Source organism: Prevotella sp. E15-22, from assembly GCF_023204875.1.
Lineage (GTDB): Bacteria > Bacteroidota > Bacteroidia > Bacteroidales > Bacteroidaceae > Prevotella.
The window spans coordinates 1,527,739-1,541,736 of record NZ_CP096247.1 but is presented as its reverse complement, the minus strand read 5'-3'; the positions used below and the strand labels follow the sequence as shown (position 1 = coordinate 1,541,736).

At 45.4% G+C, this 13,998-nt stretch carries 13 protein-coding genes and 1 tRNA gene; 9 read left to right on the top strand and 5 right to left on the bottom strand.

Translation table 11 applies throughout. The features are described from left to right. Nucleotide 1 precedes the first annotated feature (1 nt). The 3 genes from M1D30_RS06260 to M1D30_RS06250 are packed head-to-tail and all read right to left on the bottom strand — an operon-like array spanning nucleotide 2 to nucleotide 2,888. Entirely contained in the window at nucleotides 2–829 is an 828-nt protein-coding gene (locus M1D30_RS06260) for an N-acetylmuramoyl-L-alanine amidase-like domain-containing protein (protein WP_248507463.1), read from the bottom strand. A 2-nt stretch (nucleotides 830–831) separates the two neighbouring features. Next, nucleotides 832–1,896 carry a DUF4421 domain-containing protein gene (locus tag M1D30_RS06255; protein ID WP_248507461.1) on the bottom strand — a complete coding sequence of 355 codons (1,065 nt, stop codon included), beginning with the start codon at nucleotides 1,894–1,896 and terminating at the stop codon, nucleotides 832–834. Between the two features lie 8 nt (nucleotides 1,897–1,904). Next, entirely contained in the window at nucleotides 1,905–2,888 is a 984-nt protein-coding gene (locus M1D30_RS06250) for a Gfo/Idh/MocA family protein (RefSeq protein WP_248507460.1), read from the bottom strand. A gap of 96 nt (nucleotides 2,889–2,984) precedes the next feature. Here M1D30_RS06250 and M1D30_RS06245 point away from each other — a divergent pair, with 96 nt between their 5' ends. After that, entirely contained in the window at nucleotides 2,985–3,713 is a 729-nt protein-coding gene (locus M1D30_RS06245) for a hypothetical protein (RefSeq protein ID WP_248507458.1), read from the top strand. Then, entirely contained in the window at nucleotides 3,710–4,783 is a 1,074-nt protein-coding gene (gene hisB / locus M1D30_RS06240; protein WP_248507456.1) for a bifunctional histidinol-phosphatase/imidazoleglycerol-phosphate dehydratase HisB, read from the top strand. The genes M1D30_RS06245 and hisB overlap by 4 nt, the downstream gene beginning before the upstream one ends. A gap of 33 nt (nucleotides 4,784–4,816) precedes the next feature. Here hisB and M1D30_RS06235 read toward each other — a convergent pair whose 3' ends face one another. Both M1D30_RS06235 and M1D30_RS06230 read right to left on the bottom strand, forming a co-directional pair. Further along, nucleotides 4,817–5,731 carry a glycoside hydrolase family 25 protein gene (locus M1D30_RS06235; RefSeq protein ID WP_248507454.1) on the bottom strand — a complete coding sequence of 305 codons (915 nt, stop codon included), beginning with the start codon at nucleotides 5,729–5,731 and terminating at the stop codon, nucleotides 4,817–4,819. A 3-nt stretch (nucleotides 5,732–5,734) separates the two neighbouring features. Continuing rightward, entirely contained in the window at nucleotides 5,735–7,372 is a 1,638-nt protein-coding gene (locus M1D30_RS06230) for a diphosphate--fructose-6-phosphate 1-phosphotransferase (RefSeq protein WP_248507452.1), read from the bottom strand. A gap of 156 nt (nucleotides 7,373–7,528) precedes the next feature. On the opposite strand from M1D30_RS06230, the gene M1D30_RS06225 reads away from it, so the two are divergent. From M1D30_RS06225 to M1D30_RS06195, 7 genes are all read left to right on the top strand, one after another. Then, nucleotides 7,529–7,798, top strand: coding sequence for a hypothetical protein (locus M1D30_RS06225; protein ID WP_248507450.1), 270 nt, complete (start codon nucleotides 7,529–7,531; stop codon nucleotides 7,796–7,798). Further along, nucleotides 7,799–8,353, top strand: a complete 555-nt coding sequence (locus tag M1D30_RS06220; RefSeq protein ID WP_248507448.1) for a 1-acyl-sn-glycerol-3-phosphate acyltransferase — start codon at nucleotides 7,799–7,801, stop codon at nucleotides 8,351–8,353. Continuing rightward, on the top strand, nucleotides 8,346–10,934 hold the full coding sequence (locus tag M1D30_RS06215) for a xanthan lyase (protein WP_248507446.1): 2,589 nt from the start codon (nucleotides 8,346–8,348) through the stop codon (nucleotides 10,932–10,934). Before M1D30_RS06220 ends, M1D30_RS06215 begins: the two co-directional genes overlap by 8 nt. Nucleotides 10,935–10,936: 2 nt before the next feature. After that, nucleotides 10,937–11,254, top strand: a complete 318-nt coding sequence (locus M1D30_RS06210) for a hypothetical protein (protein ID WP_248507444.1) — start codon at nucleotides 10,937–10,939, stop codon at nucleotides 11,252–11,254. Beyond that, nucleotides 11,235–13,148: a YgiQ family radical SAM protein gene (locus tag M1D30_RS06205; RefSeq protein WP_248507442.1), complete on the top strand. Its 1,914-nt coding sequence runs from the start codon at nucleotides 11,235–11,237 to the stop codon at nucleotides 13,146–13,148. Before M1D30_RS06210 ends, M1D30_RS06205 begins: the two co-directional genes overlap by 20 nt. 88 nt (nucleotides 13,149–13,236) lie before the next feature. Beyond that, nucleotides 13,237–13,310: transfer RNA gene (locus M1D30_RS06200), tRNA-Arg, on the top strand. Nucleotides 13,311–13,374: 64 nt separating this feature from the next. Then, on the top strand, nucleotides 13,375–13,983 hold the full coding sequence (locus tag M1D30_RS06195; RefSeq protein WP_248507440.1) for a thiamine phosphate synthase: 609 nt from the start codon (nucleotides 13,375–13,377) through the stop codon (nucleotides 13,981–13,983). The last annotated feature ends 15 nt before the right edge of the window (nucleotides 13,984–13,998 follow it).

Genomic DNA, 13,998 nt, shown 5'->3' with positions numbered 1-13,998 from the left:
TTTAATTATTTAATCGAATAATACGAATTCCAGTATGCTTTGGATGCTTCTTCAGATAACGATCCAAGGTCATTGGTTCTTCAACCACACGATGGTACAACTGAGAAGCATTAAGCAAATGTAGACCATCACGACGCCATACTGCAAATCCCAAATGAGCAATATCAAGACCTGACTTCGAGCATGTGATAGCGATGACATCACCATCATGAACAATCTTTCGCATCAGCTTAGTGTTCTTAACCATGTTCTTAGGTATATAACGATACCGTCGACCATTGAGATCTTTCTCCTGAGCAGCAATTTTATCAATAAATTCTGGGTGTACCTTTAAAGCTTCATAGGATTGTGGATGATTACTCATATAACCCACGTTAATAATCTGAACCGCAGAAAAAGGAGACTTTTCCTGCTGAATCTCATGAACAAAGCCCATTTTGGTATTGTCCTCAATCCAGTCGGTAAAATAGTGCAAACGCGAGGGATAGCCATTGATAACGCCATGACGATAGCGCAACTGGCGTAGATACTTTCGGAAAGCGTTGAAATGTCGCTCATTATTCTTTGCACACAATGTCAATGCTATTACATTCTCAACAAACGTTGTACAGTCCAACTCACGCGTATTAACAACCAAGCGTTCCTGTCCTTTGGCATGAATCTCTAGCGTATGCGCTACATAAGGCAAGCCTATAAACTGACGGGCAAAAGAAAGCACGTCGGTCGAAGTCCCTTGCAACGTTTTGACAACAAAGAGGCTATCCGCATTATGAGCCCGTGACACAAGGACCGAGAATGACATGAAGCATAAGATTAAGAGTCGTTTCATTTCTATTTCTTTTGTCGATATTTATTTTTCAATCCAAAGTTCACACCAACATAAACGTTAAGCGAGCCAAACGTATTATTAGTCTGAAACCTAGACTTTCGGTAGTTGTATGTATGAAAAATGGCACTGGCTCCCGCATACCACTTCATATTATTATATACAAGTGCAAAACGAGCAATGCCATCGATATTGAAATTATTAATAGAAAAACCACGCTGATCGATGCCTGCAGTCTCGCCATAACAGCGTTTATATCCTAAAGCCATTTGTAAGCTAGAAGCGAGGAGCCAGTTCTTTGCAAGAACCCAATTATAGGCATATCCACCAGAAAGGCTTACATCGTAATAGCGTACTGTATTAAACATTAGTCCGCTGTCCAATAATACAGAATGCTCCCCCATTTTCTCGTTAATTAGCGATTGAAGACTCTGATAGTCAAAGTCTAACGAATGGCGTGTATACCCCACTCCTGCCAGCCATGATCCACAACTAATCTTCTGAATAGTACTCTGCGAGAATGCTGCAGGATAAGAGAACCTTCCATGGTTAAATATGTAATAAACATTAAAGCCTGTGATGCCAACCTTCAATCCATCAAAAGGTTGGTCGTTGAGCTCCGAGGCATCTATACCTTCGCCCAAATTGGCGTCACGCAACTTATAATCAGAACCTGTACGACGATAAAACAAATCAACTCCTACCTGCGAACTATACATGCTAAAATCAAACTCACGACGTCCATCATCAAAGTTTAATTTACCCAATTCAAAACAATACCCCAAAAACACCCATTTCCAACCGGCATAAGGACCGGCCTTTACCTTTGCATCAGGCATAAATGTAATGCTTTGGTCAATAAGGCCAGAAGAACTCAGTGAATAACGGTCAATACTATAACTCCCTTGAAGCATAGCCGAAAAGACATAGTGTTGCGGTTCAATATATCGCTCATCCAAATGGTCGAACTCTCTGATAGTACGACGGATAACGCCAATTGAATCACTTTGTGACACCGCATAACAGGGCCACAAAGTCACCAACACAAAAAACAAAACAAGTCTTTTCATTCCCTACATTAGTACTTTCCTAAAATACGGTCAAGCACCCAGTTAACAGAGGTAGCCGACACGCTAGTGGCCGTACATACGGCACGACCCTGCAAGTGTTCACACACATTTTTAATCAACGGATACTGCACATAAGGCGGATTGGGCACTTCTATACGTTGCGTTCCTTCGCTAGTATGCAGTTCTATGGGGTCGTAATTGAAAACCGAAAAACTAAGTGAACCTTGATTACCAATAATCAGTATACGATCGGTGCGAGCCGACTCATGGCCAACAAAGCACCACGAGCCACTGCCAGGCAAACCGTTTTCAAAACGAAACACTGCGCTCACAGAATCCTCAGCAGAATACAGTCGGCCACGATTCGCACATATTCCTCGTGCTTCAACAATGACGCCAAACATCTCCTGTAGCAAATCAAGTTGATGAGGCGCTAAATCGTAGAAATAACCACCACCAGCAATATCTGGCTGAAGGCGCCATGGCAAATTCTCGGGATGAACATAGTCCAACTCACGGGGTGGCCAAGCAAACCTAATCTGCACATTAATAACATTACCTATAATGCCCTGCTCAACTATATTCTTAACTCGCAAGAAATAAGGTAAATATCTACGATAATAAGCCACAAAGCACGGCACACCCGTTTGCTCACTAATGCGATTGATTCGAGCACAGTCCTCATAGTTAGCTGCCAAAGGTTTCTCTACGTAAACTGGCTTTCCTGCCTTCATGGCCATAATAGCAAAAGTGGCATGACTTGAAGGGGGAGTAGCCACATAAATAGCATTCACATCAGGGTCATCAATAAGTTCCTGTGCATCAGTATACCACTTAGGCACATGATGACGCTCAGCATATGACCGTGCCTTTCTTTCCGAACGGCTCATCACAGCCACAACCGTAGAGTCCTCTACTTCAGCAAAGGCCGGTCCACTTTTCTTCTCGCAAACCTCTCCACAGCCAATAAAACCCCACTTCAACTTTTTCATAATTGCTAATTTTCTGCAAAGGTACAAAATAAATGAGAATTGACAATTGACTATTAATAATTATTTTGTACCTTTGCAGAAAAATTAAGAGACATCATGAACGAGAATAGCGAATTAAACGCGCATCGTGTACGCAGCATCCGAGCCATTGTCCGCGATGGTTATTTGCTCTATACCAACAACTTCAAGAAAATCTTTCGTGCAGTTTGGCTCATTGCCATTGTCTATGCTCTTGCGTTTGCATGGGCGCTGAACAATGTCATTAGTTTAATCCCAACATACATTGTAGCCTTCTCCGGAGGATATGTAGACCCAGTTTCGATGACTGTCAACAGTATGCTTTACATCGTCAGTTCTATACTATTCGACATCATGATAGTCATCTTAGCTTCGTGTGGTTTCAAAGCCTGCTACGAGCATTACACCACTGGCGAGATTATACGTACGAGACATTGGTGGGGAACGTTTCCCATGAAGACGTTCTTTAAATTGATTATACCAGCCATCTGCTGGTTCTTTCGCAATTGGCGTCATTGGGGATTCCTGATTGGCACACTCATACTTGTCTTCATCATTATGACTGCAGCAACCCTACTATGCTGCATGCCTGGTGTTATCATTACCATAGCAAACGTCAAAGCATATATTGGAGCTTTAGAAGGAGATCCGTTGGGCATGCCCGACTATCTTCCCACGCTGTCATTCATCGCATTTACGATAGCAGGTTTCATCCAGGCATTCGTTCATCTTTGGAGCGTGTTCCCACTATACTACACAATTGACACCATCAAGCAAAAAGAAATCAATAAAAAGAAATACCTATGAACCCTCAACGTATCCTATTCATTGACCGTGACGGCACCATCGTCGAAGAACCACACGACGAACAAGTAGATGCCCTAGAAAAGATTCGCTTCAAGCCAGGTGTTTTTCGTTGGCTTTCTTTTCTTCGTGAAAAAACTGATTTCCGCTTCGTAATGGTCAGCAACCAGGACGGATTAGGTACGTCATCGTTTCCTGAGGACACGTTTTGGCCTGCGCATAATTTCATTTTGGAAGCTCTGAAAGGCGAAGGTGTTGAGTTCGACGACATTCTCGTGGACAATCACTTTCCGGAAGACAATGCTCCCACCCGTAAGCCACAGACAGGCCTCGTTGAGAAATACATGAACGACCCTGCCTATGACATAGCCAATAGCTATGTTATTGGTGATCGTGAAACAGATGCGCAGTTTGCCAAGAATATAGGATGTAAGTCGCTAATATTAAGCGATGCCCTTTCGTGGAAACAGGTGGCCGAACAAATATTCGATGGAGAACGTACTGCAGAAGTGAAACGAACCACCAAGGAAACCGATATATATATAAAGGTGACACTTGACGGCACCGGACAAGCTGACATACAAACCGGTTTAGGATTCTTCGACCATATGCTTGAACAGATTGCACGCCATGGTCAGATGGATTTGGTAATACACACAAAGGGCGACCTTCATGTGGACGAGCATCACACCATCGAGGACACAGGACTGGCTTTAGGTGAATGTTTGCTGAAGGCGTTAGGTTCGAAACGAGGTATTGAGCGATATGGATTCTCACTTCCCATGGACGACTGTCATGCTCACGTAGCTTTAGACTTTGGTGGCCGTCCCTGGCTAATCTGGAATACGGAATTTCATCGCGAGCATGTTGGCGATGTTCCAACAGAAATGTTCTTCCATTTCTTCAAAAGCCTGAGTGATGCTGCACAGATGAATCTCTACATTGAGGCAGATGGTGACAACGAGCACCATAAAGCAGAAGCAATCTTTAAGGCTTTAGCACGTTCGCTGAAATCAGCCGTACGTCGTGACATAGACCACTATCAATTGCCCTCAACAAAAGGTATGCTATAAAGAAGCGGGAAACATACTGTTTCCGTGCATTATTCAGTAGCTTTCAATAGGCGTTCTGTATGCATCAACACCGATGGTTTCCTGACTACCAATTGTCATCTGACGCAAATCGTAGAATGAGCCATTATAGATATTGAAATCGACCGGTCCCTTGATGCCAGGCAGACTGCCCGCATCAGTGTGTTGCCAAAACTTCCAATCGCCCTCATACTTCAGACTGTCCACATAATAATGCGCAATCCAATAGGGATACTGATTAAAAACTGAGTCGTTCAAATAATCGAGTTTAAACTTATAATAGGTATAGAGAATGGGCTTCACACCATAATGCGACTCAACAACTTGAAGCCATTCCAGCACACTATTCTGAAAATCGTCTAAAGACTGTCGACGAGGTCTTTGTTCCACATCAAGTACGGGAGGAAGGTCACCAGGTTCCAGTTTTACAGTATTAATAAAATGGGAAGCCTGTGCCTTTGCCGAAGACTGGGTACTAAAATAATGATAGGCTCCACGCGTAAAACCATATTCACGGGCTTGATAGAAATTATCGTGGAAATTCTTGTCAATCTTGGTACAACCCTCTGTAGCCTTGATCATAACAAAACAAATGGGGCAATCATCAATAGAGCCCTGGTTTCGCAATAATTCCCAATCTATTTCACCTTGATAGTGACTGATGTCAATACCGTGAATATCAAAACCTTCAGGATAGTTTATTTCGCCATAAAGTGCCTGCCAACGCAATGCTGAAGACGAAACAAAGAAATAATAGAAGAACCAAATATAAATACCCGCAATTGAGAATCCGCCCATCCACCACGCCCAACCTGGAACATGGCGCAACAAACGGATAATTACACTTGGTTTCTTTCTACGAACAGGCGAAGTCAAGCGTGGTCGTTTGCGACCCGCCTGACTTCGCTTGATAGTTTTATTTCCAGACATCAATTATTTTGCCTGTTCAAGTGCCAGCGTCTTAGTGGGCTGGTCACAAACTTCTGTGGGACCCCAATACTGAATAGGACCGGGATAAACGTAAGCGGTCTCGCGAGCCCAACGATCACGCTGAGCAGCGAAGGTCTTGAAGGGTTTACCGTCGAGTTCTACAAGAGCTTTGCGGATAACAGGCTTCATCTCACCATTACGCTTCTCCATGTTCATCATCATCGTGATGGGCACACCACCAGCCTTCCAATCATCGGCAGGAGCAGTGGTATTCTTCACAATAGCCATATAACCAGTCTTGCCAGCAGCAATCAACTGAGCTGCGCTGGTACCAAGAGCATAGCAATAGTCGGCATCAAAGTTAGAAGGAGCAGCACAACGACCCTCATAACCGAAGAAGTGGTGCTGAGCAGCGAATTTACCAACATACTTACCTTCTTTCTTCATTTCATCAAGCTTCTTAGCTACCATCTCAGAAAGCAGCTTCTCGGTCTCAATGAGCGATACCTGTACGTTTCCGTGAGGGTCACGATCAAGAGCCAGCTGACGAGCCACGCCCTCGGGCAGACTGTTAAATACAGCAAGGTTCTCTGCGGTGAGGTGACTCTTAGCGAAGTCAACCTGCTCGTCGCGACTGATGTTCTTTGCCTCGGGCAAAGCCAAAACGTCGTTCAACTGAGCAATAAGTTTCTTGATGGCAGGGATGAACTCGATAACGCCCTCAGGAATAACAACAGTACCAAAGTTGTTGCCATCGGCAGCACGCTGAGCAACAGCATTAGCAATATAAGCAACGATATCATCAAGACTCATGGCCTTCTGCTCAATCTCCTCAGAAACGAGGCAGATGTTTGGCTGTGTCTGCAAAGCGCACTCAAGTGCAATGTGAGAAGCTGAACGACCCATCACCTTAATGAAGTGCCAATACTTACGTGCTGAGTTACAGTCGCGTTCGATATTACCAATGAGCTCTGAGTATGTCTTACAAGCGGTATCGAAACCGAAAGAAGTTTCAATCTGATCGTTCTTCAAGTCACCGTCGATAGTCTTGGGGCAACCAATAACCTGAACACCATACTTCTTAGCAGCATAGTACTCTGCCAACACACATGCGTTGGTATTTGAGTCGTCACCACCGATAATCACGATAGCCTTAATACCCAGCTCGCGAATAATCTCAAGACCTTTCTCGAACTGCTCCTCTTTCTCAAGTTTTGTACGACCAGAACCAATCATATCAAAGCCACCAGTATTACGATACTCATCAACAATCTCCTTGGTGAGCTCCATGTAGTTGTGATCAACCAAACCGCCAGGACCAAGAATAAAGCCATAGAGACGGTTGGCTGGGTTCAAACGCTTCACAGCATCGAACAGACCAGTAATCACGTTATGACCGCCAGGAGCCTGACCACCACTAAGGATAATACCAACGTTCATGGGCTCGTAGCTCTTATCTTCACCGGGAACAAACTCAACAAGAGGCATTCCATAGGTATTGGGGAAGAGGGCCTTGATTTCTTCCTGGTTATCAACACTCTGAGTGGGAGCACCTTCAACAACCTTTACTGCACCCTTAAGACCACGGGGCAACTTGGGCTGATAAGCTGCTCTTGCAATTTGCAATGCACTTTTTTCCATACTGTTCTAGAACAATTATATAAATAAAATAATGTTTTGGATTCTGGTTGCAAAGGTACTACAAAAATATGAAACCCCCAAAAAATTATTCAAGAAGATTTGGAGGTTACAATTATTTTATTTATCTTTGCAAAGGATTCAACAACTCTAAAGACTATGGCAAACAAGAGAACACTTAAGAAGGTAATTAATCAGATCTGCGAAGAACTGTTTACTGAGGCTGTAGCTGCTTCATTGTACGGAAACGAAGCCAACAAGGATAACACCCAGGCATTGCTTGTGGCAGTCATCAAAACCCAGCACAATTTTATTAGTCGCGTATCACATCCAGAACCTGGCATTGAAGCCAGCGCATACTACAAGGATTTGCGCGAGAAGTTTGCAGCGCAGGTGAGTGAAATCGTGGACCAAATAAACAACCTGTAAATGTGGCAGAAATTTTGTAACTGGTTATTATTCAAAAAAATGGGATGGACAGCTAATATTACTGAAAAACATCCCGAGAAATACATTATTTGTCTTGCTCCACACACCAGCAATTGGGACTTTCTTATAGGCCAGCTATATAATGGTGCTAAAGGTTTGGACAGCAATTTTCTAATGAAGAAAGAGTGGTTTTTCTGGCCACTTGGCACATTATTCAAACGAATAGGCGGCATCCCCGTATACCGTCAAAAACACACAAGCATGACCGACTCAATGGCAGAGACGGCCAAGCAAGCCACCTCTTTTCACCTATGTATTACCCCCGAAGGTACTCGCTCACGTGTTGAGGAATGGAAGAAGGGCTTTTACTTCATTGCACTAAAAGCCAACATTCCCATTCTGCTCTACGGCTTGGACTACGAAAAGAAACACATTCAATGTACCAAGACCATCATCCCCACAGGCGATCTTGAGGCTGACATGCGTGAAATAAAACTATACTTCAAAGACTTTAAAGGCAAGCGGCCCGAACTGTTCACGATAGGTAATGTATAGACTAACATTTCTATTTCTAACACTATTTGTGCTATCAGGTCGTCAACACCTGACAGCACAAGTTACATGGGAACATATAGATTACAAAGGAGAGCCATGGGTTAAGAACACTTCTCGTCCCTACTCCATCAGCCACGGACTGGAAGGGCGCCATATAGCACTCTGGGCCAGTCACGGACGCTACTTCGACAACAAAGAAGGACAATGGCGTTGGCAGCGTCCTGCATTATTTGGCACCACCGAGGACTTATTCACTCAAACCATTGTGGTACCATATCTCATCCCCATGCTCGAGAATGCCGGTGCCGTTGTATTCACACCTCGCGAGCGCGACTGGCAGCGCAACGAGGTTATCGTTGACAACAACTACGAGCAGTCGACATCAGTCTATCAGGAAAACGGAACGCACCATACGTGGAAAGACGCTCCTCATGCAGGATTTGCCATGCATGCAGGATTATATCACGACCTAGAGAACCCCTTCGAAGCAGGCACAGCGCGTATGATTGAGACAACCCATTCGCGCAACGCAGTAAGTACAGTTAGTTACCAGCCAGACATCCCCGAGGAGGGACAGTATGCTGTCTATGTAAGCTACCAGACTATCGAAGATGCCGTTGACGACGCACACTACACCGTATGGCATAAAGGTCAGAAGACAGAGTTTCATGTCAACCAGCAAATGGGTGGCTCCACATGGGTATATCTAGGAACATTCGCTTTTGACAAAGGTTGTTCTGAGCAGAATTGCGTCATTTTATCAAATGACAGTCACCACAAAGGTCACATAACAGCCGATGCAGTAAGATTTGGCGGAGGCATGGGAAATATTGAACGTGGCGGCGAGACAAGTGGCTTGCCACGCTGCCTGGAGGGAGCCCGATACTATGCACAATGGGCGGGAATGCCCTATGACGTATACAGTTCCAAGCATGGAGAGAACGACTATGGCGACGACATCAACGTCCGTTCACTCATGACAAACCTTTTATGTGGTGGTTCGCCTTTTGCCCCCGACTCCATCGGGCGTAAAGTCCCCATTGAACTATCATTAGCCATTCACAGCGATGCGGGTTATACAGACACCGGGGTGGGTGTTTACGGCTCTCTGAGCATCTGCACCACCCATCACGGCGATAGCGTTCTGGCTGCTGGAATCAGTCGTGAAGCTTCATATGAGCTGGCTTCCGATTTGCTGCACAACACCACCGAGGACCTAAGATATCGTCTTGGCGAATGGGTGGCACGCAACCTCTACAACCGCAACTATTCCGAGACACGCATACCCATCGTGCCAAGTGCCATTCTAGAGACATTATCGCACCAGAACTTCGGCGATATGAAATACGGTCAAGATCCCAACTTCCGATTCACATTGGCACGTTCCATCTATAAAACATTGCTTCGATACATCACACAACGACACGGAAAAGAATGCGTAGTACAGCCTTTACCCCCCACAGACTTCCGTATTGAGTTCACAGACAAGAAAGGACAAGTAAAACTAAGTTGGATTGGTCTGGAAGACGGCCAAGAAGTAACATCAACTCCAACAGGCTACACCCTATATATTGGTCAGGAAAATGGCGACTTCGACAACGGCACCTATCTTCGTGGCACATCATGCAATATTCAGTTAAAGCCTTACATCCTCTATAAGTTTCGAATAACAGCAAACAACGACGGTGGACAAAGTTTCCCTTCAGAAACGCTAACCGCACTATATAATCCACAGGCCAGCCAAAACATCATGATTGTCAATGGCTTCAATCGTCTCTCGTCACCAGCCATCAGTAAAACAGGACAAGGTTTCGACATGAGCGACGATATGGGTATCAGCTACGGGCGAACATGCGGTTGGTTAGGACTTCAGCGCATTTTCGACGTAAAAAAAATTGGTGTAGAGGATTCCACCGGGCTGGGATATACAACCCCTGATTTTCAAGGAATGTTCATTGCTGGCAACGAATTCAACTATAGTGTTGAACATGCTAATGCTATTCGTCGCGCAGGCAACTACAACATCATGAGTGCATCAGGAAAAGCTATAGAAAAGGGCTATCTTGACCTGCGCCCATACCAGGTTGTCGACCTTCTGCTAGGACTCGAAAAGAACGACGGACACAGTATTGTATTATATAAGAGTTTCCCGTATGCTCTACAACAGCAACTCAGAAACTACACGGCCCAAGGCGGCAACCTTCTGGTGAGCGGAGCCTATACTGGTTCGGACATGACATCAGAAGACGAGAAATTATTTATGAACGACGTTCTAAATACACGATACGAAGGCGTCAACACCGATCTAAACGAAGGCGTGAGCGGTATGGGAAAAACATTCAGTTTCTATCGATTGCTGAACGAACAACACTATTCCGCTAACAAGACAGATATACTGATGCCTGCCAACATGCTGGCTTTCCCTGCAATGGTATATGCCGACGGAACTAGCGCAGCTGTCGCTAGCCAGAATGGAAAATACAACGCATTTGTCATGGGTTTTCCATTTGAATGCATCAAGGATGAAGATATTAAAGCTATAATAATGAAAGGAATATTAAATTTCTTAATAAACAAATAGTTATGATAAAAATACAAGCAAACGCTTCAGGCACAAGAAGCATCGACATCAATGACCAGCACTTGTCAACAATTGACCAATATCAGTTGTTCCGTGATTTAGTTGACTCAAACGGCTACATTGACGAGTCAGTACTCGACAAATTAAAGCTCAACATCCGCTCGCTATTAGAGTCGGAAGCAGGACGTGACAAGCAGTTGTTAGACCTCTGTCTGGACGTTGTCTACCATCCCAACATGAAGGCCATCGGACTTCAAAATCTAGTATCAACTTACAAGGATTGGAAGGAAAAACAGGAGAATGGAGTATCGGCTGACTGATTTCTTACCTACTACAAAAAAAGAGCTTGAGCTGCGAGGTTGGGATTATGTAGATGTTATTCTTTTCTCGGGCGATGCCTACGTAGACCACCCATCATTTGGTGCGGCCGTCATCGGGCGTGTGCTCGAGTCGGCAGGTTATCGTGTGGCCATTGTACCTCAGCCCGACTGGCACGGAGACTTCCGCGACTTCAAGAAGTTGGGACGCCCACGATTATTTTTCGGCATCTCGCCTGGCTGCATGGATTCGATGGTTAATAAATACACGGCAGCCCGACGCCTTCGTTCCGAAGATGCCTACTCACCCGATGGTCGCCACGACATGCGTCCTGAATATCCCACCATCGTCTATACACAGATACTCAAAAAACTCTATCCCGACGTTCCTGTGATACTTGGTGGCATTGAGGCCTCTCTGCGCCGATTGACCCATTACGACTATTGGCAAGACAAATTACGGCCCAGCATTCTTTTAGATAGCGGAGGCGACATCATTAGCTATGGCATGGGCGAGAAGACCATTGTAGAGATTGCCAACAAGCTGTCAGAAGGCTGCCGAGTGAAAGATCTGTACGATTTGCCACAGACAGTCTATCTGACAAGAGACATACAGCCCAAGGAAAACGACATCGTGCTTCATAGTCACGAGGAATGCCTCCAGAACAAAAAAGCACAAGCCGAGAATTTCCGCCATATTGAGGAGCAGTCGAACATGATGCACGCCCAACGTCTTATTCAGCAAGTGGGAAGTCAGTATGTGGTGGTAAATCCACCATATCCACCAATGACCACAGACGAACTTGATGCCTCGTTCGACCTGCCCTACACTCGTCAGCCCCACCCCAAATATAAAGGCAAGCGCATTCCCGCCTACGATATGATTAAGTTCTCGGTCAATATTCATCGCGGATGCTTTGGCGGCTGCGCCTTCTGCACCATCTCAGCCCATCAAGGAAAGTTCATCGCCTGTCGTTCAAAGGAGAGTGTCTTGAAAGAAGTAAAGCAGGTTGTCCAGATGCCCGACTTCAAAGGCTATCTAAGTGATGTCGGTGGACCTAGTGCCAATATGTATGGCATGCATGGCCGCAACCTCAACGCATGCGAGAAATGTAAGCGTCCCAGTTGCATCCATCCGCAAGTATGCCCCAACCTTAATACCAGTCATCAGCAATTGTTAGACCTCTATCGTTCTGTCGATGCTATTCCTGGCATCAAAAAGAGTTTCATTGGTAGTGGCGTACGCTACGATTTGCTGCTGCACAAGAGCAAGGATGAGGCCGCCAACCAATCAACTAAAGAATACACACGCGAACTGATACGGAATCACGTCAGCGGACGCTTGAAAGTGGCACCCGAGCACACCAGCGACCGCGTGCTGATGCTCATGCGAAAACCACCATTCTCGCAGTTTGGCGAGTTTAAGCGCATCTTCGACCGTATCAACCGCGAGGAGAATCTACGTCAACAAATCATTCCCTACTTCATCAGTAGTCACCCCGGCTGCCACGAAGAGGATATGGCCGAGTTGGCCGTTCTGACAAAGAATTTAGACTTCCAACTGGAGCAAGTACAAGACTTCACACCAACGCCGATGACTGTAGCCACAGAGACATGGTACACAGGCTATCATCCCTATACACTGGAACCAGTATTCTCGGCCAAGTCGCCACGTGAGAAACAAGCCCAGCGTCAATACTTTTTCTGGTATAAGCCCGAGGAACGCCGCGGTATAGAACAGAGTTTGAAGCGCATCGGCCGACAAGACCTCATCCGCCAACTCTTCAATTCACCGATGCCCAACGCCGTGCCGCCAAGACAAAATTATCCCGTTCAAAACAATCAACACGCCAAGCGGAACAATTCTGCATACGGCAAGTCCAAAAAACGAAGGTAAAATCAGATTTACTGCATAAAATTTGGCTATTTCATAAAAAAATAGTAATTTTGCACTCGCAATTCGGGCACATCCCCAATGCAAGGATGGTTCCGTAGCTCAGTTGGATAGAGCAACAGCCTTCTAAGCTGTGGGCCTTGGGTTCGAATCCCAACGGAATCACTTCTTTACATAAGCCCCAATTCTTAAGGATGACGGGGCTTTTTCATTAAAAAGAGGTTTGAAGATGAAACTCATCATCATGACAAAGGCCACGTTTTTCGTGGAGGAAGACAAGATTCTCACTACCCTCTTTGAAGAAGGGCTGGAGAATCTTCATCTATATAAGCCAAACTCGGAGCCAGTCTACTCCGAAAGGCTTCTCACCCTGCTTTCTGACGAATATTACAAGCGCATTACCGTGCACGACCACTTCTATCTTCGCGAGGAGTTCGGTTTAAAGAGTATCCATTTGGATACCCTAGATACCGAGTTGCCCTACGGCTACCGTGGCGACTACAGTTGTACCTGTCGTTCGCTTGACCAATTGCAGGAATGCAAGAAAAAAGCCAGTTACGTATTCCTGCAGAACATCTTCGACAGCCAGAGCAACCCCAACGACACCCAGTCGTTTACAGAAGAAGAATTGCGCGCTGCTGCCAAACAAGGGCTCATCGATAAGCACGTCTATGCCTTGGGCGGCCTGAATCTGGAAAACATCCGAATGGTGCGCGACCTTGGCTTTGGAGGCGTGGTGATTTGCGGCGACCTGTGGAACCGATTCAACATTCACCAGGAGCAAGACTATAAAGACCTGATTGGTCATTTCAAGAAATGGCAGAAGGCCGTTAACTAAAACGAAGAACTTTTT